At 70.9% G+C, this 20,654-nt stretch carries 26 protein-coding genes and 1 pseudogene; 11 read left to right on the top strand and 16 right to left on the bottom strand.

The genetic code is table 11. The features are described 5' to 3' along the window. Positions 1-12 precede the first annotated feature (12 nt). From K8W59_RS00495 to K8W59_RS00505, 3 genes are all read right to left on the bottom strand, one after another. On the bottom strand, positions 13-177 hold the full coding sequence (locus tag K8W59_RS00495; RefSeq protein ID WP_223396827.1) for a hypothetical protein: 165 nt from the start codon (positions 175-177) through the stop codon (positions 13-15). Positions 178-198: 21 nt separating this feature from the next. Further along, positions 199-1,590 (bottom strand): hypothetical protein, encoded by a 1,392-nt coding sequence (locus tag K8W59_RS00500; protein WP_223396828.1) that lies wholly within the window; start codon positions 1,588-1,590, stop codon positions 199-201. A gap of 267 nt (positions 1,591-1,857) precedes the next feature. Further along, complete coding sequence (locus tag K8W59_RS00505; protein ID WP_223396829.1) at positions 1,858-2,262, bottom strand: hypothetical protein; 405 nt, start codon at positions 2,260-2,262, stop codon at positions 1,858-1,860. 72 nt (positions 2,263-2,334) lie between these two features. Here K8W59_RS00505 and K8W59_RS00510 point away from each other — a divergent pair, with 72 nt between their 5' ends. From K8W59_RS00510 to K8W59_RS00520, 3 genes are read left to right on the top strand one after another with little or no spacing between them, the layout of a single operon-like run. After that, entirely contained in the window at positions 2,335-2,697 is a 363-nt protein-coding gene (locus tag K8W59_RS00510) for a hypothetical protein (RefSeq protein ID WP_223396830.1), read from the top strand. Then, positions 2,690-3,118: a hypothetical protein gene (locus K8W59_RS00515; RefSeq protein ID WP_223396831.1), complete on the top strand. Its 429-nt coding sequence runs from the start codon at positions 2,690-2,692 to the stop codon at positions 3,116-3,118. The genes K8W59_RS00510 and K8W59_RS00515 overlap by 8 nt, the downstream gene beginning before the upstream one ends. 5 nt (positions 3,119-3,123) lie before the next feature. Further along, a complete protein-coding gene (locus K8W59_RS00520; protein ID WP_223396832.1) occupies positions 3,124-3,468 on the top strand; it encodes a UBP-type zinc finger domain-containing protein in 345 nt (114 codons plus the stop codon). A gap of 4 nt (positions 3,469-3,472) precedes the next feature. On the opposite strand, the gene K8W59_RS00525 is transcribed toward K8W59_RS00520, so the two are convergent. Both K8W59_RS00525 and K8W59_RS00530 read right to left on the bottom strand, forming a co-directional pair. Beyond that, positions 3,473-3,904, bottom strand: coding sequence for a PGPGW domain-containing protein (locus K8W59_RS00525; protein ID WP_223396833.1), 432 nt, complete (start codon positions 3,902-3,904; stop codon positions 3,473-3,475). Between the two features lie 73 nt (positions 3,905-3,977). After that, positions 3,978-4,619, bottom strand: coding sequence for an SDR family oxidoreductase (locus K8W59_RS00530; RefSeq protein ID WP_223396834.1), 642 nt, complete (start codon positions 4,617-4,619; stop codon positions 3,978-3,980). A gap of 38 nt (positions 4,620-4,657) precedes the next feature. On the opposite strand from K8W59_RS00530, the gene K8W59_RS00535 reads away from it, so the two are divergent. Further along, a complete protein-coding gene (locus tag K8W59_RS00535; RefSeq protein ID WP_223396835.1) occupies positions 4,658-5,743 on the top strand; it encodes an endonuclease/exonuclease/phosphatase family protein in 1,086 nt (361 codons plus the stop codon). Positions 5,744-5,795: 52 nt separating this feature from the next. After that, a complete protein-coding gene (locus K8W59_RS00540) occupies positions 5,796-6,224 on the top strand; it encodes a VOC family protein (RefSeq protein WP_223396836.1) in 429 nt (142 codons plus the stop codon). A gap of 33 nt (positions 6,225-6,257) precedes the next feature. On the opposite strand, the gene K8W59_RS00545 is transcribed toward K8W59_RS00540, so the two are convergent. After that, positions 6,258-6,521, bottom strand: a complete 264-nt coding sequence (locus K8W59_RS00545) for a GlsB/YeaQ/YmgE family stress response membrane protein (RefSeq protein ID WP_223396837.1) — start codon at positions 6,519-6,521, stop codon at positions 6,258-6,260. A 234-nt stretch (positions 6,522-6,755) separates the two neighbouring features. Here K8W59_RS00545 and K8W59_RS00550 point away from each other — a divergent pair, with 234 nt between their 5' ends. Next, positions 6,756-7,751 (top strand): hypothetical protein, encoded by a 996-nt coding sequence (locus K8W59_RS00550; RefSeq protein WP_223396838.1) that lies wholly within the window; start codon positions 6,756-6,758, stop codon positions 7,749-7,751. 108 nt (positions 7,752-7,859) lie between these two features. On the opposite strand, the gene K8W59_RS00555 is transcribed toward K8W59_RS00550, so the two are convergent. Beyond that, on the bottom strand, positions 7,860-8,135 hold the full coding sequence (locus K8W59_RS00555) for an HU family DNA-binding protein (protein ID WP_223396839.1): 276 nt from the start codon (positions 8,133-8,135) through the stop codon (positions 7,860-7,862). A gap of 96 nt (positions 8,136-8,231) precedes the next feature. Next, on the bottom strand, positions 8,232-9,206 hold the full coding sequence (locus tag K8W59_RS00560; protein WP_223396840.1) for a YihY/virulence factor BrkB family protein: 975 nt from the start codon (positions 9,204-9,206) through the stop codon (positions 8,232-8,234). Between the two features lie 92 nt (positions 9,207-9,298). Here K8W59_RS00560 and K8W59_RS00565 point away from each other — a divergent pair, with 92 nt between their 5' ends. Next, entirely contained in the window at positions 9,299-9,763 is a 465-nt protein-coding gene (locus K8W59_RS00565) for an SRPBCC family protein (protein WP_223396841.1), read from the top strand. An 87-nt stretch (positions 9,764-9,850) separates the two neighbouring features. On the opposite strand, the gene K8W59_RS00570 is transcribed toward K8W59_RS00565, so the two are convergent. From K8W59_RS00570 to K8W59_RS00590, 5 genes are all read right to left on the bottom strand, one after another. Beyond that, positions 9,851-11,053, bottom strand: a complete 1,203-nt coding sequence (locus tag K8W59_RS00570) for a glycine C-acetyltransferase (RefSeq protein WP_223396842.1) — start codon at positions 11,051-11,053, stop codon at positions 9,851-9,853. An 8-nt stretch (positions 11,054-11,061) separates the two neighbouring features. After that, complete coding sequence (tdh, locus tag K8W59_RS00575) at positions 11,062-12,099, bottom strand: L-threonine 3-dehydrogenase (RefSeq protein WP_223396843.1); 1,038 nt, start codon at positions 12,097-12,099, stop codon at positions 11,062-11,064. A gap of 82 nt (positions 12,100-12,181) precedes the next feature. Beyond that, positions 12,182-12,835 carry a response regulator transcription factor gene (locus K8W59_RS00580; RefSeq protein WP_223396844.1) on the bottom strand — a complete coding sequence of 218 codons (654 nt, stop codon included), beginning with the start codon at positions 12,833-12,835 and terminating at the stop codon, positions 12,182-12,184. Next, on the bottom strand, positions 12,836-13,471 hold the full coding sequence (locus K8W59_RS00585; protein WP_223399996.1) for a helix-turn-helix transcriptional regulator: 636 nt from the start codon (positions 13,469-13,471) through the stop codon (positions 12,836-12,838). It abuts the gene before it with no gap. 171 nt (positions 13,472-13,642) lie between these two features. Further along, positions 13,643-14,317 (bottom strand): response regulator transcription factor, encoded by a 675-nt coding sequence (locus tag K8W59_RS00590; protein ID WP_223396845.1) that lies wholly within the window; start codon positions 14,315-14,317, stop codon positions 13,643-13,645. Between the two features lie 42 nt (positions 14,318-14,359). Here K8W59_RS00590 and trxA point away from each other — a divergent pair. Then, positions 14,360-14,722: pseudogene (trxA, locus tag K8W59_RS20460) on the top strand (thioredoxin); the annotation flags it as partial. Positions 14,723-14,728: 6 nt separating this feature from the next. Continuing rightward, on the top strand, positions 14,729-15,034 hold the full coding sequence (locus tag K8W59_RS20465) for a rhodanese-like domain-containing protein (protein ID WP_449866988.1): 306 nt from the start codon (positions 14,729-14,731) through the stop codon (positions 15,032-15,034). Here K8W59_RS20465 and K8W59_RS00605 read toward each other — a convergent pair. The 3 genes from K8W59_RS00605 to K8W59_RS20090 all read right to left on the bottom strand — a co-directional run bounded on the left by K8W59_RS00605 (position 15,016) and on the right by K8W59_RS20090 (position 16,912). Next, positions 15,016-15,948 carry a GNAT family N-acetyltransferase gene (locus tag K8W59_RS00605; protein ID WP_223396846.1) on the bottom strand — a complete coding sequence of 311 codons (933 nt, stop codon included), beginning with the start codon at positions 15,946-15,948 and terminating at the stop codon, positions 15,016-15,018. The genes K8W59_RS20465 and K8W59_RS00605 overlap by 19 nt on opposite strands. A gap of 81 nt (positions 15,949-16,029) precedes the next feature. Then, positions 16,030-16,599 carry a YceI family protein gene (locus K8W59_RS00610; RefSeq protein WP_223396847.1) on the bottom strand — a complete coding sequence of 190 codons (570 nt, stop codon included), beginning with the start codon at positions 16,597-16,599 and terminating at the stop codon, positions 16,030-16,032. Positions 16,600-16,777: 178 nt separating this feature from the next. Continuing rightward, positions 16,778-16,912 (bottom strand): hypothetical protein, encoded by a 135-nt coding sequence (locus K8W59_RS20090; protein WP_263283270.1) that lies wholly within the window; start codon positions 16,910-16,912, stop codon positions 16,778-16,780. 331 nt (positions 16,913-17,243) lie between these two features. On the opposite strand from K8W59_RS20090, the gene argG reads away from it, so the two are divergent. Both argG and K8W59_RS00620 read left to right on the top strand, forming a co-directional pair. Next, positions 17,244-18,677, top strand: coding sequence for an argininosuccinate synthase (gene argG / locus K8W59_RS00615; RefSeq protein ID WP_223396848.1), 1,434 nt, complete (start codon positions 17,244-17,246; stop codon positions 18,675-18,677). A 50-nt stretch (positions 18,678-18,727) separates the two neighbouring features. Further along, a complete protein-coding gene (locus K8W59_RS00620) occupies positions 18,728-20,617 on the top strand; it encodes a penicillin-binding transpeptidase domain-containing protein (protein ID WP_223396849.1) in 1,890 nt (629 codons plus the stop codon). Positions 20,618-20,654: the final 37 nt, after the last annotated feature.

Below are 20,654 nucleotides of genomic sequence, written 5' to 3' on the forward strand. Positions count from 1 at the left end.
CGATTCGGCGCGCTACTTCTCCTTGCGGACGCCTTTGAAGCTGCCGCCGCTCTTCTTCGCCTCGATGAACTGCCCGGTCGAGGAACTCCGCTTCATCCAGGTCCCTGATGTCGTCCTGGTCTGGGTGCGGCCTGTGACCGCGCCGCGTCTTGATCCGTGACCGGTGTTCTTGGCCATGTGTGCCTCCTTGTCTCGATCTTACGGCGTGCTGGGTGCATCTGGTCGGCCTCGGCCGGTGTCCTTGGGCGTGTCGAACTCACCTCGGATGAACAGACCTGAGGAGATCACGATCAACACGACGAGTGCGGTTGTGAGGCAGACAGTACTAATGAGCCGCAGGCGAGAACCGAGGGTCGAGGGCTCGCGGACGAGGAGGACTGATGCCGCAAGAGCGGCCGGGCCACCGACGATGGCCAGCGTTTGCAGGTCGGTCGGACCCTCTATCAGCAAGGCCACCGACAGGAGTGTGAGGAGAGCTGCGACAAGGTAGGGAACTATCTGGAGGCGGCGCAGTAGCCGCAGATCAAACGACAACCGGATCCGGTAGTCCCGGTCCGGGTCGTGGGCGTAGAAGGCGCGACTCTGAGCGTCCTGCCGAGACTGGAACGCGCCGTACGCGAACTCGTCGCTTCCGGGTCTCAGGGCCTTGAAGGTGCCGATCCGAAGACTAGCGTCCGCCACTTTCAACGTTACGTGATTGGTGCGTGCGTCCGCGACTACGAGTTCCAATGTCGCTGTGTTGCGCCACCATGACAAGGGCAAGCTCTGTCGCTCTGAGTACTTGATGAGGAAGGGCTCGTCGAGGGGCACCTTCATCGCGACCATCATGTCGTAGGAGTTCCCATAGTCGGCCAACACGACAAGAAACTCCTCCGCCGCGTTCGGCGGGTGCGTCTGTGCCTGTTCGTCCAGGGTGGCCACGAGTTCCGCGTATTCGTCAAGCGTGGCAGTGGCTTGTTCATCGGTGGTGATGGTTCCGTCCGCGAAGAGCTCCGGCAGCACAAGGGCGGGATTCTCGGGCGCCGAGTAGCCGCGGAACACGTCAATTCGTCGCCGGAGTACGTCGCGGCAGACGTCGCCTGCGTCCCGCCAACGCGTCAGCGTCTCCTCGGGTACGGCGCGGCCGAGGCCGGCCTTGAGATACTCCTCAAACGTGATTGCCTTGACGTCGGTCAGCAGCTCCCCGGTGAACCCACAAACCGCGGCGAGTAACGCATGCAGATCGTCACTGATCGATTGTCCGCACGCGCGTGCCAATTCTCGGAGAAGCCGAGCCTCTCGGTCGGCGATCTCGATCCGTGGCAGGAGCCACGCTTGGCCCTCCGGACCCGACACGTCAAAATCGAGCAGGGGCCCACGTCGGATCGGGGCCACGTAGAGCCCGAGCAGCGCGTGGGTCGTCTCCTCCGGTACCTCAACGCCCAGGTGGGCCCGCAATGGCGCCACCTGCAGAGACCGGCGCCGCAAACAGGAGGTCGCGGTGTCCACGGTGATCTCCTCGACGGCTCGAACCCTCCAGTCCAAGGGATTCGCGAGCAGCGTGACCGTTACATGCTCATCGTCGACCAGGTTCAACAGTTGCTCTGACACTGGCTCGTCTCCTCGTGCGCTTGCGTCGGTCCTGCTTTCGCCTGCGCGCAGCCTAGGAGGTGCCGCCGACGTCGAGCTGGTAAAACGTGGCCGACGGCCTTTCACCCACGCCCTTGCGCTCCGACGAGCCGGGTCCTCGATGAGGGGCTTTCGCTTCGGCGCTGATTCAGAACCGGTGTTTCAGGTTCCGTGGTTGAGTCGCGTCTTAGGTGCCAGCTCCAGCCGTGGCAAAGATCCCAGATCTGTTGTCGCGGACCCGGCTAGGGCTCAGACGGGCCGACGTACCAGGGCGGCGAGCCCGACGAGAACCAGCAGCCCGAGTCCGCCGAAGACGAGGAGGAGCCCGAGGCCCAGCACCCACAGGCCGGTGTTGTCGGACCCGGCGGCCTCGACGGCCCAGGGGATCGCGAAGCCGATCGTGGCCGCGACCGGCATCAGCACGATCGCGGCGATCCGGCGGGTGAACAGGTAGCCGGCGACGGCGCCGAGGGCGACGGTCGCGCCACAGCCGACGACCTGCCAGGGCCGGTAGGGACCCTGCGGCACCCCGTCGACCTCGTAGTACGTGTGGTCCCAGCCCAGCCAGGCGAACCACATCGCGGCGGCCCAGACCGCCACCGCGAGGGTCACCAGACCGATCCGGCCGAGGCCGTTGTGCTCGTGGGAAGGCATGCCTCCAGTGTTCCTGCCTCGGCGCCGCCCCGCATGAGCCCCGGTGCTCAACTCCCCGGGCACAATGGCCCAGTGCCCGACCTAATGCAGCAGATCCTGATCGGCCTGGCCCTCCTCTTCGCCCTCGCCGCTCTGGGCCACCTGATCGCCGACCGGGTGCCGGGCGGACTGATGCTGATCGGCGTCTTCGTGCTGACCATCGCGCTGCTCGTCGGCCTCTTCGTCGGCATCGTCGCGGTCGCCCAGCCCGGCAACGACGTGAACAAGCTGAGCTACCTCGGGTACCTGGGCATCGCCGTGGTCACGCCGCCGGCCGCCTCGTTGTGGGCGGCCGAGGAGCGCACCCGTGCCGGTACGGCGGTCTACGTCGCCGCTGGCCTGCTGGTGGCCTTCCTGCTCCTGCGCGCCGGACAGGTGTGGAGTGCCGGTGCCTGAGGCCGCCCGCACCGACCGCGGCTGGGGCCGGCTGCTGGTGCTCGTCTACGCCGTCTTCGCGGTCGCCGCCACCGGCCGGTCGACGGTGCAGCTCGCGCAGAACGCGGACGAGGCGCCGCTGGCCTATGCCCTCTCCGCCTTCGCCGCCGTGGTCTACCTGGTCGCCACCTGGACCCTGGCCCGACCCGGCCTCCGCGCCACCCGGGTCGCGTGGGCGGCGGTCGGGGTCGAGCTGGCCGGCGTACTCCTCATCGGCACGCTCAGCCTGTGGCACCCCGAGGTGCTGGGCGACGACACGGTCTGGTCGAGGTACGGCGCGAGGTACGGCTACGTGCCGCTGGTGCTGCCGGTCGCCGGGCTGGCCTGGTTGGCGCACACCCGTCGGGGCCTTGCCAGCCGCCCGGGTCGGCGCGTTGACTGATCGGCATGACCGACGGCATCGACCCCACGGCAGCCCCCTCCGGGCCCGGCTGCGCCGACTGCGAGCAGACCGGCGGCTGGTGGGTGCACCTGCGTCGCTGCGCCCAGTGCGGCCACGTCGGGTGCTGCGACTCCAGCCCCTCCCAGCACGCGACCGCGCACTACCACGACGCCGGACACCCGATCGTGCAGAGCTTCGAGCCGGGGGAGGACTGGTTCTACGACTACGGCACGGAGAAGGGCGTGCTCGGGCCGCGGCTCGCCGACCCGCAGAGCCATCCCGAGGATCAGCCCGTGCCCGGGCCGGCCGGTCGCGTGCCGGACGACTGGCGCGACCACATCCACATGTGAGCGGTCAGTCGCGGTACTTCACGATGCTGTAGATCAGCAGACCGAGCGCGATGAAGGCCGAGATGATCAGGCTCGACCCGGTCCCCCAGCCGCCGGGGAGCCACCACTTCTCGTGGATCGGCCACCACTCGGGCGCCGGCGGCTGCAGGCCCCAGACGACGCCTACGCCGATCATGAACAGCACGCCGGACGCCGACATCGCGATCCGCGGGATCGTGGCGACACCCTGACGTGCCGCCTCCTTGGCGGCCTTCTCGACCGGGCGCATGTGCCGCTCGGCCCACTCGTACTGCTGGGAGAGGATCGCCAGGCCGGCGAAGAGCATGAGCAGCCCGGGCCCGGGCAGGATCAGCGCGGCGATGCCCGCGGCGACCAGCGTCCAGCCCGCGACCTCGAGCGCGACCCGCTTGCCGTGTCTGCCGCCAGGGATGCTCACGGGGAAACCGTGCCATATCCCGCCAAGACACACATGCCCGCAGTGCGCCGACTCGCGGTGAAGTGGCGCCGAGTCAGCTGCGGAGGGCCTCGGCGATGGGGGTGTCGCCGTCGTTGAACTCGATCGTGCGGCGCGAGACCGACGGGTCGCCCACCACAGCGGCGATCACCCCGGCGACGTTGGCCCGAGCGACCGTCGACTTCTCCCCGCCGACCCCGATCGTGCCGGTCTCGGGCCCGTCGGTCAGCCCGCTGGGGCCGAGCACGACCCAGTCGAGCGAGGAGCCGCGCAGGTGCTCGTCGGCCGCGGCCTTGGCTTCGGCGTACGCGTAGAAGCCTTCGGACTCCGGCACCCCGTGGTCGGGGCCGGCGCCGAAGTAGCTGACCATCACATAGCGCGGCACCCCCGCCTGCACGGCGGCGTCCATCGACCGGATCGCGGCGTCGCGGTCCACGGCGTAGGTGCGCTCGGGGTTGCCGCCACCGGCGCCCGCGGACCACACCACGATGTCGTGGTCGGCGGCGAGGTCGGCGAGCTGGTCGGTGTCGAGCCGCTCGACGTCGGCCACGATCGGGATCGCGCCGGTCTCGGCGACCTCCTCGGCATGGTCGGGGTTGCGGATCACCGCGTCCACGGTGTGCCCGTCGCGGGCGAGCATCGGGGCGGCGAGCAGGGCGACCTTGCCGTGGCCGCCGATCAGGAGGATGCGTGCCATGGTTCCGACGCTACGCCGCGGCTGGTTGAGTGGGAACCATGGCCGATCTGGACCGTTTCAGCGTCGCGACCCTCAACCTCTACAACCTCCAGCTCCCGGGGAAGCGGATGAACCCCGGCCAGAAGCCGTGGACGCAGGAGGAGTACGACGCCAAGCTCCGCTGGACCGCGGACCTGCTCCGCGACCAGGACGCCGACGTCATCGGGCTGCAGGAGCTCTGGCACGCCGACGCGCTGGCGGACGTGCTGGCCCGGGGCCGGATCAAGAGCCGGTACGACGTCCTCGCCGAGCCGGCCGACGGCTCGCGGATCGTCTGCGCCGCGCTGGTCCGCAAGGGCCTGTTGACCGGCGACCCGGTCTGGACCGACGAGTTCCCGCCCGAGCTGCGCCTGGAGTCCTCCGGCGCCGACGATCCGCAGGCCCCGGAGATCTCCGTGGCGATCACGGGCTACTCCCGCCCGGTGCTCTCCTTCGGCATCCGGCTGCGGTCCGACGCCCCCGAGGTGAGCGTCTTCGTGGTGCACCTGAAGTCCAAGCGCCCGCACCAGATCGACTCCGAGGACTGGTACGACAAGAGCGATCACGGCGACCACCGCACCGCGATCGGCGCAGCGCTGGCCACGATCCGGCGTACGGCGGAGGCCGCCGCCCTCCGCGTGCGGCTCACGACCGAGATGAAGGGCACCGACACCCCGGTCATCGTGCTCGGCGACATCAACGACGACCAGCACTCCAACACCGCGAACATCCTCACCGAGCAGCCGCGCTACCTCGTGGGGGACAGCGTCGGGGGCGGCGACATCTCGCTCTACACCGGCCAGACGCTGCAGCAGTATCGCGACACCAGGGACGTCTACTACACCCACATCTTCCAGGACCTGCGCGAGTCGCTGGACCAGATCCTGGTGAGCGAGCAGTTCTACGACAACTCCCGGCGGCGACTGTGGCTCTTCGAGGGCCTGACCATCGACAACGATCACCTCAACCCGCACCCGGGCGCCCAGGACGCCGAGGTCTCGGACAGCGCCGACCACCGGCGCCGCGGCACCGCCGACCACGGTCTGGTCCGGATGGGCTTCCGCTGGAGCCCGGTTTCCGCTGCGGATGTCGGCGGGGAGGGCTAGCGTTCCGGCTGTCCGAACGGACGACCCGACCGACCAGACCCGGAGGTGGCCCATGGCCAGCAAGCTGAACCCGTACGTGAACGTGCTCGACGGCCGCGCCCGCGAGGCGGTGGAGTTCTATCAGTCCGTGCTCGGCGGCGAGCTGAGCCTGATGACCTTCGGCGACATGGGCATGGAGGGCCCGAGCGCGTCGATGGTGATGCACTCGATGCTCGAGACGCCGGCCGGCTTCACCCTGATGGTCGCCGACGCGCCGCCGGAGATGGTGGAGGTGACGGTGGGCAACAACATCTCGATCAGCCTCAGCGGCGACGACGCCGAGCAGCTGCGCGGGTGGTTCGACGCCCTGGCCGAGGGCGGGACGGTCGCGATGCCCCTGGAGAAGCAGATGTGGGGCGACGTCTTCGGCGCGCTCACCGACCGGTTCGGGATCAACTGGATGGTCAACATCGCCGGAGACGCCGCGGGCGCCGAGGGCTGAGCCCTCGACGCCCGCAGTCACGGCCGGTGGCCGTCAACGCCTGTTGGTCACCAGCTTGACCACGAACAGCAGGACGACCGCGCCCAGCACGGCGGTCAGGAAGCTGAAGATCAGCCCGGCACCGCCGACGTCCACGCCGAACAGGCCGAGCAGCCAGCCACCCAGCAGGGCGCCGACGACACCGACGACGATGTTGAGCAGGAGGCCCTGCTGCTCATCGGTGCCCATGAACTTGCTGGCCAGCCAGCCGGCGAGGCCACCGAGCACGATCCACGCGATGAATCCCCATGAATCCACGGATTCCACTCTCCTTCGGGTTAGGTGACTGGGTTCACCGTACGACGAAGAGGGGGTGGTCCGGCGACACCCTCACGGGTGCCGCGCTCATGGAAGGATGGACCCGTGCGCGGCTGGCGAAGAGGTACGGCGACCCCGCCGACTCCGACCCCCCCGAGCCCCGAGGCGCCGCGACCCGACCTGACGGTGCATGTCGGCACAGGCAAGACCGGGACCACATCGGTCCAGCACTTCTTGAACCGGAACCGTGACCTGCTCGCCGCGACCGGCACGCTCTACCCGGCCACGCCAGGGCGGGCCCGGCACGCGCTGTTCACCACCTTTCTCACCCCGGACGCCGAGCTCGACGACTCCGCGGTGTGGCACCGGGTGAAAGAGCAGGACCCGGCACGCTTCCGGCGCCGGTTCAAGCGCGACCTGCTCGCGGAGGTCGCCGCCAGCGGACTGTCCAGCGTGCTGCTCTCGGAGGAGACGCTCTTCAAGTCCTCGGAGGGGACCCTGCGGCGGTTGCGCCGGTTCGCGCGGCGCAACGCCAGGAGCCTGCGGATCGTGGTCTATCTCCGGCGCCAGGACGATCACCTGGTCAGCAGGTACCAGCAGGGCGTGAAGATCGGCGAGATCCGGCGGCTGAGCGATCCCACCCTGCATCTGGACTACAGCGACGTCTACGACTACCGGGGCCGACTCGCGAGGATCGAGGAGATCCTGGAGCCCGACGAGCTGGTGGTGCGCCGCTACGAGCGCGACGCCTTCCACCGGGGCTCGCTGTATGCCGACTTCCTGCGCACCGTGGGCGTCGACCTGCCCGAGGACGGCTGGGAGCTGCCCGAGGATCGCAACGTCAGCCTCGGCGCCGAGACGGTGGAGTTCCTCCGGCTGCTGAACCTGCGCCGGGTGCACCACGCCGGTGCGCGGGTAGGGATGATCGACAACCGGGAGATCGTGCGGACCCTGGCCGTCGAGCCCCAGGGCCCGACCCTGACCCTGCCCGACCCGGTCCTGGACGACTTCATGGCGCAATGGGCCGACGGCAACGCCGAGGTCGCCCGGCGCTGGCTGGGAGCCGGCGACGGCGTCCTGTTCCGTACTCCGCGGCGTACGGCGGGAACGACCCCCCGCCAGTTCCTGGACCCTGATCGAGTGGACCACTTCGCCGGCCTGCTCGGCCTGAGCGAGGCAGAACGGGTGCCGCTGCGGCTGCTGGCCCGCGACGCCGCGGCCGGCCGCTGAGCACGCTGCTGGGTGTCACCGCGGTCCCGGACGCACCACGACCCGGGCTCCGCCGAGGAGCCCGGGTCGTGGGTCACGTCGACCGGCCGGAGCCGGGGGAGACGTCGATCAGCGAGAGACCGCCGACTTGAAGCCGGTCGCGGCCTTGAAGCCCGGGACGCGGGTCGCGGCGATCTGCATGGTCTCGCCGGTCTGCGGGTTGCGGCCCTCACGGGCGGCGCGGTCGCGACCCTCGAAGGTGCCCAGGCCGGGGACCTGGACGCGGTCGCCGCCGGCGACGCCGGACACGATGGAGTCAACGACGGCGTCGAGGGCCTTGCCGGCCGCCGACTTGTCGAGACCCGACTTCTCGCTGATCGCCTGGACGAGCTCTGCCTTGTTCATAAGTCTCCTTCGTGGATTGCGTTGCACGCGCCACATTACGGCCTCCACCGCCCGAATCCAGCACCAGACCGGCCTGAAACGCCCGCGTGGCGCGGCTCAGTCGTCGACCGTGACCCCGTGCGGACGACCCGGGTCCGCATGCACCGGGTCCGGCAGCCCGGCGCGGTAGGCCTCCAGCTGGGCGCACAGGGCGGTGCCGTAGAACAGCGCGATGGAGGACAGCAGGGACCACAGCAGGAGCGCGAAGATGCCGGCCAGCGGTCCGTAGACGTTGCCGAACGACGGGCTCTGGCTCACATAGACCGCCAGCGCCCCGGTCGCCACCAGGTTCGCCACTACCGCGACGCCCGACCCGACGGCCAGCCAAGTCAGCGAGGGCTGCCGGCGCCGGGGCGAGTGGTCGAGGATGACCGCGATGGTCAGCACGAGCAGGAGCACCCCCGCGGGCCAGCGGGCGATGTTCCAGGTCTCGATCAGCCCCTCGTCCCACCCGTAGAACCTCCCCATCGCCTCGCTGAAGGCGGAGCCGGCCACGAGCAGGAGGAACCCGATGCCGACCGGCAGCGCCAGCAGCGCGGTGAGCACCGCGGCGCGGCCGTACTTCCACAGGGCGGGCCGGTCCCGGCGGATGCCGTAGATCCGGTTGGACCCGCGCTCGATCTGCGCCATCGCGGTCGTCATCGACGCCAGGGCGAAGACCAGGCCCAGCCACAGCGCGATCTCCCCGGCCCGCTCGGTCTGCTCGCTGCGCATCGCCCGCGCGAGCGCATCGGCCGAGCCGCTCCCCGGGGAGACGGCGGCGATGGTCGCGGCGAGGACCCGCGCGGGCCGGTCGCGGTCCAGGTCCCCGACCAGCCCGGTGAGGGCGAGCATGAACGGCACCACCGCGAGCGACGCCTGCAGCGCGAGGGCCCGCGAGGAGCTGAAGCCGTCGCCGTAGCGGAAGCGGCGGAAGGCGTCGACCGCGAGCCGACGTACGCCGACCTTGCGCAGCTCCTCCCAGGCGTCCTCCGCGTCGAGCTCGTCCCCGTCCATCTCCTGGGTGACAGGGACCAGTCGTGCCGTCGTCATGACGGTAACCGTAAGGCCCGCTACCGGGTCCGGGGCCGAAACCACCCTCCCGGACGTTGTGAGCGCTCGGCGGATCGCGCCATCGTCGTGTCATGGCAGACGACAAGATCACCGTGGAGCGCACCATCCAGGCCTCCTCCGACCGGGTCTTCGACGTGCTCAGCAACCCCGAGCGCCATCAGGAGATCGACGGGTCGGGCTTCATCCAGTCCGACGCCGGCACCAACCGCATCCAGGGGACCGGTGAGGTGTTCACCATGAACATGTCCGGCGACCACATGGGCGGTGACTACCAGACCGAGAACACCGTGACCGGCTTCGAGCCCAACCGGCTCATCGCCTGGCAGACCGCGCCGGCGGGCAAGGAGCCCCCGGGCTGGCAGTGGGTGTGGGAGCTGGAGTCGCAGGGCTCGGACGAGACGCTCGTGCGCCACACCTACGACTGGAGCGGTGTGACCGACCAGCAGCTGCGCGACCGGGTGGGCTTCCCCCTGGTCAGCGAGGCGCAGCTCGAAGACAGCCTGACCCGGCTGGACCAGGCGGTGACTGGTTCCTGACTCGTCGACCTCGTCGGTGAGACCGAAGCCGACGATCTCGGTCGAGCCAGTGAGCCTGGTGACCAGCCGGGTCAGGCGCCCCGCGGCTCAGCCGCGGGCGCGCACGAAGGCGTCGACGCAGCGGCGTACGTCGTCCTCGCTGTGGGCCGCGGACAGCTGCACCCGGATCCGCGCCTTCCCGCGCGGGACCACCGGGAACGAGAACGGGATGACGTAGACGCCCTCGGCCAGCATCGCGTCCGCGATCCGCCCGGCCTCCCGGGCGCCGTCCTCGCCGGGAAACATCACCGGCGTGATCGGGTGCTCGCCCGGCAGCAGGTCGAAGCCCGCCTCGGTCATCAGCGACCGGAACAGCGCGGTGTTGGCGACCAGCCGCTCCCGCGCCGCGGAGGAGTCCCGGGCGATCTCCAGCGCCGCGAGCGAGCCGGCCACCACCGAGGGCGCCACCGCGTTGGAGAACAGGTAGGGCCGGGCCCGCTGCCGCAGCAGGTCGACGACCTCCTGCGGGCCGGCGACGTAGCCGCCGGACGCGCCGCCCAGCGCCTTGCCGAGCGTGCCGGTCACGATGTCCACCCGGTCCACCACGCCGAAGTGCTCCGGGGTCCCGCCGCCGTTCGGGCCGACGAAGCCGACCGCGTGGGAGTCGTCGACCAGCACCATGGCGTCGTACCGCTCGGCGAGGTCGCAGATCTCCGGCAGCGGGGCGAGGTAGCCGTCCATGGAGAAGACGCCGTCGGTGACGATGACCCGCGAGCGGGCGTCGGCGGCCTCCTGCAGCCGCGCCTCGAGATCGGCCATGTCGGCGTTGCGGTAGCGATAGCGGCGAGCCTTGGACAGCCGCACCCCGTCGATGATCGAGGCGTGGTTGAGCTCGTCGGAGATGATCGCGTCCTCGGCGCCGAACAGCACCTCGAAGACGCCGCCGTTGGCGTCGAAGCAGGAGGAGAACAAGATCGCGTCGTCGGTGCCGAGGTAGTCGGCCAGCGCCCGCTCCAGGGCGGTGTGCTGGGTCTGGGTGCCGCAGATGAACCGCACCGAGGCCATCCCGAAGCCCCACTCGTCCAGGGCGTTCCGGGCCGCTGCGAGCACGTCGGGGTGGTCGGCCAGGCCCAGGTAGTTGTTCGCGCAGAAGTTGAGCGCCTCCTCGGTCCCGCCGGAGCCGCGGGCGGCGGTCGCGACCCCCACGTGGGCCGATTGCGGGGTGGTCAGCTGCCGCTCGCGCTTGGTCAGGCCCGCGGCCTCGATCTCGTCGAGCTCGGCGCGCAGGCGCGCCCGGGTGTCGCCGTACATGTCTCTCCTCAGCTCCAGTCCATGATGACCTTGCCGCAGTGGCCCGAGCGCACCGCGGCGAACGCGTCCTGCCACCGCTCGGCCGGCACCCGGTGGGTGATCACCGAGCCCAGCGCGTCGCGCAGCGGCTGCGAGGTCTGCAGCATCGAGCTCATCGCATACCAGGTGTCGAACATCTCCCGGCCGTAGATGCCCTTGATCGTGAGCATGTGGGTGATGACCCGGCCCCAGTCGACGTCGTACGACGCGTGCGGGAGGCCCAGCAGCGCCACGCGCCCGCCGTGGTTCATCGTGTCCAGCATCGAGGTCACCGCCGCGGGGGCGCCGGACATCTCCAGCCCGATGTCGAATCCCTCCCTCATCCCCAGCTCGGCCATCGCGTCGCGCAGCGAGGTGCGGGTCGGGTTGATCGCCAGGTCGGCGCCGGCGGCCCGGGCCAGGTCGAGCCGGAAGTCCTGGACGTCGGTGACCACGACGAAGCGGGCGCCGACGTGCCGGGTGATCGCGGTGGCCATGACGCCGATCGGCCCGGCGCCGGTGATGACCACGTCCTCGCCGGCGATGGGGAAGGAGAGCGCGGTGTGGGTGGCGTTGCCGAACGGGTCGAACAGCGCACCCAGGTCGGGGTCGATGTCGTCGGGCTGGACCCAGGCGTTCGTCGCCGGGATCACCACGTGGTCGGCGAAGGCACCGTCGCGGTGCACGCCCACCCCGACGGTGTTGATGCACAGGTGCCGGCGCCCGGCGCGGCAGTTGCGGCACACGCCGCAGACGATGTGGCCCTCACCGGACACCTTCTGGCCGACCTTGAGGTGGGTGACGTCGGAGCCGACGGCCGCGATCTCGCCGAAGAACTCGTGCCCGAGCGTCATCGGGGTCGTGACGGTCGCCGCCGCCCACTCGTCCCAGTCGTGCAGGTGCAGGTCGGTGCCGCACAGGCCGGCGCGCAGGACCCGCACCTTCACCTCGTCCGGGCCGGGCTCCGGCTCGGGGATCTCCACCAGCTCCAGGCCCGGTCCGGGCCCGGTCTTCCGCAGCGCGCGCACGTCTCTCCTCCCGGGTACGGCGCCGTAGCCGACCCACCGCGGTCACGATAGGCCACGGCCCCCGGGCGATCCGCGCTGCGGCTCAGGAGCCCTGGGTCTGTGGCGGGTCGGGAGCCATGCCGTGCTCCAGGCCCCACAAGATGGCCTGGGAGCGCGAGCTCACGCCCATCACCTGGTAGGCCAGGCGCAGGTACGACTTCACCGTGTTGACCGAGAGGTAGGAGCGCTTGGCGATCTCGTCGTTGCTGAGTCCCTGCGTGACCAGGGCGATGATCTCGGCCTGACGCGAGGAGAGGCCGTGCCGGCGTCCCGGCCAGTCGCCGCCGCGGTCCTGGATCTCGGCGTTGCCGATGTCCACCGACGGCTCGACGATCATCTCGCCGTCCTGGATCCGCTCCAGGGCGTCGACCAGCTCGGCGGCGGTGAGCGACTTCGACAGATAGCCGCTCACGCCCTTCTCCTTGGCCCGGTCGATCAACACCCGCTGCATGTTCCAGGTGTAGACCGCCACGGCGCCGACGTTCGGCTGGGCGATGATCTCGTCGATGTCGCCGGAGTCCACCTGCGAGGCGGAGAACGTGTCGTAGAGCGCGATGTCGACGTCGTTCATGTCGCGTTGCTGGACCTTCAGCTCGACGACCTGCACCCGGTCGCCGAACGGCTCCAACATCTCTGCCAGACCCCGGACGACCACCTCGTAGTCGTTGAGGATGGCCAGACGGAGGGGTGTGGTCACTTAATGCTCCTCGGTGATGCTGAGTGCGTCCGGACCCAGTCCGTGCTCGATCCCCCAGAGGACCGCCCGGGATCGGCTGGTCACGCCCATCTTCCGGTAGCAGGAGCGGATGTAGGACTTGATGGAGTTGATGGACAGGCAGGTGAGATCGGCGATCTCGGCGTTGCTGTACCCCTGCGTGATCAGCGTCAGCACCTCGGCCTCGCGCGCGGTGAGCCCTTCGTCCTTGCCGGGCCAGTCGCCGCCCGCGGAGCGAGGCTCGGTCGTCGGCGCGATGACCTGCTTGCCGTCGTGGATGGCGACCAGCGCGTTGACCAGCTCCTGGGCGGGCAGGCTCTTGGAGAGGTAGCCCGAGGCTCCCTGCTCGGTGGCCTGGCGGGCCAGCCAGGGCTGGAAGTTCCAGGTGTAGACCGCGACCCGCCGGATCGCCGGGTTCGCGACCAGGTCGGAGATCTCGCGGCCGTGGCCGCGGCGCTGGCCGAGGGAATCGCACAGGACGACGTCGACGTGCTCGGCGGGGACGGCTGAGTCGGTGGGCAGCTCGGTGACGACCAGCTGCTCCGCGAAGGGGCGGAGCATGGCGTCGACGCCGCGCACGACGACCTCGTCGTCGGCCAGGGCGATCCGGATCTGCATGTCGCTCACGCTAGATCTCTACTTTCGGGTGAACGGATATCGGGGTGGGCAGGCGTGTGCTCCCCGAGCCCCCTCCCCGGGCGAGTGTCACCGCAATGGCGAAGCACACCAGAGGCGACGCGCTCGATGCCACACCCCTGCGGGTGCCCGGGTTCCCTGTGGGGAGAGGGGTCAGCGCTCGTGCGTCGCGGCCGTGGGCTCGGCCTCCGGGCCGGACATCCGGGCCCGGTCGGGGCGGAACCCGTGCTCGACCCCCCACAGGATCGCGTTGGACCGGTTCTCCACGCCGATCTTGCGGTAGCAGGAGCGGATGTAGGACTTGATCGAGTTGATCGAGAGCCGGGTGACCTGGGCGATCTCGTCGTTGCTCAGGCCCTGGGTGATCAGGCCGAGGACCTCGGCCTCCCGCGCGGTGAGCCCCTCCTCGCGTCCGGGCCAGTCGCCGATGGTGACAGCCGCCCGTCCCGGGTCGTTGCTGATGATGTGCTCGCCGGCCTGGATCCGGCGCAGGTCCTGGACCAGGGCGCTCGCGGTCAGGGTCTTGGAGAGGTAGCCGGCGGCGCCGTGGACCAGCGCGGCCTGGGCCACCGAGGAGTCGAAGTTCCAGGTGTAGACCACCACGTGCCCGATCTGCGGGTTGGCGGCCAGCTCCTGGACCGCCGTACCGTCGCCGCGAGGCTGGGCGAAGGTGTCGTAGAGGGCGATGTCGACCGCGTCGGTCACGCCCGTGTTGGCGTTGAGCTGCACCACCTCGACGTCGCGGGTGTAGGAGCGCAGCATGTCCGACAGCCCCCGCACCACGACCTCGTAGTCGTTGACGATGGCGAGCCGCAGGGTGCCGGGCATGAGCACACCCTATGCCTGTTGGCGGCGGAGTACGGTGGTTCCATGGCGACCGTTGACCTGACCACTGCCGGTTTCGAGCAGACGATCACCGAGAACGACATCGTCCTGGTGGACTTCTGGGCCGGATGGTGCGGCCCGTGCCGGCAGTTCGCGCCGGTCTACGAGGCCGCCAGCGACCAGCATCCGGACATCGTGTTCGGGAAGGTGGACACCGAGGCCGAGCAGGAGCTCGCCGCGATGGCCCAGATCAGCTCCATCCCGACGCTGATGGCCTTCCGCGAGAAGGTGCTGGTCTTCTCCCAGCCCGGCGCGCTGCCGGCCGAGGCGCTGCAGCAGGTGATCGACGGGGTCAAGGGCCTGGACATGGCCGAGGTGCACCAGGCGGTCGCCGAGCAGCAGGCCGGCGGCGGTGTGCCGGAGGAGGTCGACGTCGAGACCTTCGCGCAGGCCCACGCCCAGGGCGCACCGGTGCTGGACGTCCGCGAGGACGACGAGTGGGCCGCGGGCCACGTCGCGGGCGCCACGCACATCCCGATGGGCGACCTGCCCGCCCGCCTGGGCGAGCTGCCCAAGGACGGTCCGATCTTCGTGGTCTGCCGCTCCGGCAACCGCTCGGGCCAGATGGCCGACTTCCTGCGCCAGCAGGGCTTCTCCGCGATCAACGTCGCCGGCGGGATGGTCGACTGGGAGGCGCGCGGCTACGCCGTCGAGCGCTGAGGGGCCTCGGGCCCGTCGTCGAGCCGGATCGCCCGGTGCAGCCAGACGTCGGTGACCTCCATCCCCACCTTGCGGTACAGGTCGAGCGCGCCGGTGCGGCTGTCGGTGGAGAGACCGTACGCCGTCGCCCCGTGCTCGCGGCCCGCCGCGAACGCGTCCACGAGGAGCGCCTGCGCCAGGCCCCGATGACGTAGGTCGGCGCGCGTGGCGAGCCGGGAGACGAACGCCTCGCCGTCAGGGGCCAGCTGGACTACCGCGACCGCCCCGACGTCGCCGTCCGGCCCCGTCGCCACGCGCAGCATCCACGGCGCGAAGCCTGGCCGGCGTACGGTCTGGGCCTCGAAGTCGGCCAGGCTCTCCGGCTCGCGCGTCGTCCACTCCCCGAAGGCGTCCTCCACGACCCGGTGCGCCTCGGCGAGCCGCTCGGGCGAGGCCGGCCCGACCGCCCAGCCCTGCGGCAGCGGCCGGCGGGGCACCTGGGCTCCCGGCGGCAGCCGCAGCACCCAGGACGTCCAGCGGACGTGGTAGCCCAGGGCGGTCAGCAGCCGGTCGCCCGGCCCGCCCTGCGGCACGGGCATGCCCACGACGGCGTAGCCGCGCCGCCGCGCCTCGCGCTGCATCCACTCGGCCAGGAATGCCCCGATCCCGCGGCCCTGCCGGTCGGGGTGCACGGCCGCGTCGCCGCGCTCGGTGTCGGTGATCTCGGCGTACCCCACCAGGCGGCCGTCCTCGACCACACCGATGGTGCTGGCGCCGACGTCGAAGCTGGGGCGCTGCCAGTCGGCGACGATGTCGGCCTCCTCGATCTCCACACGGCCGAGGACGGCGAGCTCCTGCGCGGCCATCAGGCCGTGGACGTCGGGGGCGTCGGTCCGGGTCAGGGGCCGGGAGGTCAGGTACGGCGGCAGGCTCACCCGCACATTGAAGCGGGCCGGCGGCCCCTCGCGCATGCGAGTTGCCGCCGGCCCGTCGTGCCCGGTGTCACCGGGTGGGGGTCACTGCTGGATCGCGGAGATGTCGAACTGCAGCTTGATCTTCTCCGAGACGAGCACGCCGCCGGTCTCGAGCTTGGCGTTCCACGCCAGGCCCCAGTCCTTGCGGTTGATCGTCGTCTGCCCTTCGAAGCCGATCCGCAGGTTGCCGAACGGGTCGCGCGCGGAGCCGGTGGGCTCGAAGGGGATCGTCACCGAGTTGGTGACGTCCTTGATGGTCAGGTCGCCGGTGATGACCCAGTCCTCGCCGTCGCGCTCCACCTGGGTGGAGGTGAAGGTGATCTCGGGGTAGGTCTCCACGTCGAAGAAGTCGCCCGAGCGCAGGTGGCCGTCGCGGTCCGCGCTGCCGGTGTCGATGCTCGTGGTGGCGATCTTGACGACGACCTGGGAGTTGGCCGGCTGCTCGGCGTCGACCTTGGCGGTGCCCTCGAATTCGCCGAACTGGCCGCGCACGGTGGTCACCATCGCGTGCCGGGTGGAGAAGCCGAGGCGGCTGTGGCTCGCGTCCAGCACGTAGTCGCCGGTCAGGGTGTCGACCGCGGTGGTCGGGGCGTCGAACTCGGTGTTGCTCATGGGGCAGGTTCCTCCGGGAAGTAGTGGGGTTCTGGTTGAACTTTCAAGCACCCTAACAGGGAGGGCCCGGTGTCTATTCCACGCTCGGGGAGGAAGTTCTGCTCGGCAAATGCCGAACGCGGCGCCGCCCCGGGTGGGGCGGACGCCGCGTTCGGTGCGTCGTCGGGTGCGTGGGCCGTCAGGCGGCGTGCACCACGCTGGGTGCGGGCGCGGCCGCGGCGTCGAGCCAGCGAGCCTCGAGGTGCTCGCGACCGTTGCGGTCGGTCACCGTCACCCAAGTCATCGTCGGCGTTGCAGTCATCTTGTGGTCCATGTCGAGACACCTCCTGTTCACCATCTGTTCACCAATGTACCTCATCCCCCACCGGACCGCCAAGGAGCGGCTGGATTCGCGAGTCTCCCTCCACCAGAAGCACTCTTAGGGGTGGAGTGAGGAGGAGGCGCTCCCCGGGCTCGTCGACGGTGGACGCTGGGAGCGGGAGACCCCTACGCTCCTGACCGCGGGAGCGGTGCGCGGATCGTGGGTGAGCACCGGGCCGCGAGCTCCCGCTGCGACGCGGGAGGTGCCGCTCCGGGGATTTCGCGGCGCCTCCCGTGTCGCCTCGAGTTTGGATAGTCATACAGGGGGATGCATAATCATCCTCATGTCCAAGGTACTCACTTCCCTGCCCGTCGGCGAGCGGGTCGGGATCGCGTTCTCCGGCGGCCTCGACACCTCCGTGGCGGTGGCGTGGATGCGCGAGAACGGCTCGGTCCCGTGCACCTACACCGCCGACATCGGCCAATACGACGAGGACGACATCGAGGGCGTCCCCGGACGCGCGACGCAGTACGGCGCCGAGCTCTCCCGGCTGGTCGACTGCAAGGCCGCCCTGGTGGAGGAGGGGCTCGCCGCGATCGCCTGCGGCGCCTTCCACATCCGCTCCGGCGGGCGGACCTACTTCAACACCACCCCGCTGGGTCGCGCCGTCACCGGCACTCTGCTGGTGCGCGCCATGCACGAGGACGGCGTGGACATCTGGGGCGACGGGTCGACCTTCAAGGGCAACGACATCGAGCGGTTCTACCGCTACGGCCTGATCGCCAACCCCCAGCTGCGGATCTACAAGCCCTGGCTGGACGCCGACTTCGTGCAGCAGCTCGGCGGCCGGGCCGAGATGAGCCAGTGGCTCACCGAGCGGGACCTCCCCTACCGCGACAGCGAGGAGAAGGCCTACTCCACCGACGCCAACATCTGGGGCGCCACCCACGAGGCGAAGACGCTGGAGCACCTCGACGTCTCCCTGGAGACCGTCGAGCCGATCATGGGCGTGCGCTTCTGGGACCCCGCGGTCGAGATCGAGACCGAGGACGTGACCATCCGGTTCGAGGCCGGCCGGCCGGTCGCGATCAACGGCACGACGTACGACGACCCGGTCGCGCTCGTGCACGAGGCCAACGCCATCGGCGGGCGGCACGGCCTGGGCATGAGCGACCAGATCGAGAACCGCATCATCGAGGCCAAGTCCCGCGGCGTCTACGAGGCGCCGGGCATGGCGCTGCTGTGGATCGCCTACGAGCGGCTGGTCAACGCCGTCCACAACGAGGACACCATCGAGCAGTACCACGCCCACGGGCGGCGGCTCGGTCGGCTGCTCTACGAGGGTCGCTGGCTGGACCCGCAGGCCTTCATGCTGCGCGAGTCGGTGCAGCGGTGGATCGCCTCGCTGGTCTCCGGCGAGGTGACCCTGCGGCTGCGGCGCGGCGAGGACTACTCGATCCTGGCCACCAGCGGGGAGAACTTCTCCTATCACCCCGACAAGCTCTCCATGGAGCGCACCGAGGACGCCGCCTTCGGTCCGACCGACCGGATCGGCCAGCTGACGATGCGCAACCTGGACATCGCCGACTCCCGCGACAAGCTGGAGCAGTACGCCTCCCAGCCGCTGGACGAGGGGCAGCTGCTGGTCGAGCACGGCCACCTGCTGGGGGCGCTCGAGGTCGGCGGCGCGGACCGGATCTCCGCCTACTCCCCCGAGGGCGCGGAGCTGGACGAGGAGGCGCTGGAGAGTGCCGCGATGGAGTTCGGCACCGACTGACCCGGCTCGCCGTACCCCTGCTGGGGGGCCGCGGCTGGTAGGAACGTCTCGTGCGACGGGCGACGGCTGGATTCTCGGGGCTCCTGCTCATGGCCGGGCTGACCGGCTGCACCAGCGGGGTGCCGGAGCCGGACGACGCGGCGGACCGGTTCGCCCGGGCGCTGGCCGCGGGCGAGCTGGCAGGGCTGCGCGGGCAGCCGGACGCCCAGGGGGAGTACGACGACCTCCTGGACTCCGCGCTCACCGACCTGCCGCGCACCGTCGAGGTCGTCGACGCGGCCGTGGTCGAGCCCGCGCAGGACGGCGCCGAGCCGCGGGAGGCCACCGCCACGCTGGAGTGGACCTGGAACCTCGAGGAGTACGGCGGCGCCCGGTGGCGCTACCGCACCGAGACCACGCTGACCCGCAGCGGGGAGCGCTGGACGCCGCGGTTCGAGCCCGGCGTCGTGCACCCCGACCTGCAGCCGGGCAACGTGCTCGATCTCGCCCCCGTCGCCCCGAACCGGGGTGACATCGTGGGTGCCGGCGGCACGCCCCTGGTCACCGAGCGGCCGGTCACCCGCTTCGGGATCGCCAAGGACCAGGTGCCGGCCGGCCGCGCCGTCGCCTCCGCGCGCGAGCTGGCCGGGCTGCTGGACATCGACCCCGGCGACTTCGCCCAGCGGGTCCGGGCCGCCGGGCCCGATGCGTTCGTCGAGGGGCTCGTGTTGCGGCGCGACGACATCCCGGCCCGGGTGGAGCAGGGACTCTCCGGGATCCGCGGCGGGCTCGCGGTGGCGGACACGCTCCCGCTCGGGCCGACGCCGGACTTCGCCGAGCCGATCCTCGGCACCGTCGGCGAGGTCACCGCGGAGATGATCGAGGAGGACGACTCGCTGCAGCCCGGCGAGGAGCGGGGCATCTCGGGACTCCAGGCGAGGTACGACGACCGGCTCGCCGGGGAGCCCGGCGTCCGCGTCGCGGTGCTCGGCGCCGACGGGGAGAGCAGCACCGTTCACGACGAGCCCGCCACCGACGGCGAGGACCTGGCCGTCAGCCTCGACCAGCGACTGCAGCGGCGCGCCGAGGCGCTGCTGGCCGACGTGGGTCCGGCGTCCGCGCTGGTCGCCGTACGCCCCTCCGACGGGGCGGTCCTGGCCGCGGCCAACGGGCCCGGCAACGACGGCGTCAACATCGCGACCTACGGCCAGGCGGCGCCGGGCTCGACCTTCAAGGTCGTCTCCGCGCTCGCACTGCTGCGGGACGGCGCCACGCCCGCCACCCCGATGGAGTGCCCGACCACCACGGTCGTGGACGGCAAGGCGTTCGAGAACTACGACGACTACCCGCCGGGCGCGCTCGGCGGGATCACCCTCAGCGGCGCGCTGGCGAACTCCTGCAACACCGCGTTCGTCGACGCGGCGGCCGGGCTGGGCGAGGGGGCGCTGGCCGATGCGGCGGCCTCCCTCGGCCTGGGGGTGGACCACGACCTCGGGTTCCCGGCCTACTTCGGCCAGGTGCCGCCGCCGGAGTCGGAGACCGAGGCGGCGGCCGACATGATCGGCCAGGGCGGGATCCTCGCCTCGCCGATGGTCATGGCCGCGGTCGTCGCCTCGGTCCAGGAGCGGTCCACGGTCGTGCCCTGGCTGGTCGACGACGTCCGCTCCGAGCCGACGGCCGGCGTCGCCCCGCTGCGAGAGCGCGAGGCCGGGCAGCTGCGCGGGATGATGCGCGAGGTGGTGCGGGGCGGCAGCGGCAGCGCGCTCGCCGACCTGCCCGGGCCGCCGGTCATCGCCAAGACCGGGACGGCGGAGTTCGACCGCGACGGCCGACGGCTGCTGCACGCCTGGATGGTGGCGGCCCAGGGCGACCTGGCGGTGGCCGTCTACGTCGACGAGGGCGAGTCGGGGTCGCGGACCGCCGGCCCGATCCTCGAGGAGTTCCTGCGCAGCGCCCGCTGAGCAGAGCGGGGGACGCCGGGCTCCTCGCTGCATGGGG

Source organism: Nocardioides rotundus, assembly GCF_019931675.1.
In the GTDB taxonomy this organism is placed as follows: Bacteria; Actinomycetota; Actinomycetes; order Propionibacteriales; family Nocardioidaceae; genus Nocardioides; species Nocardioides rotundus.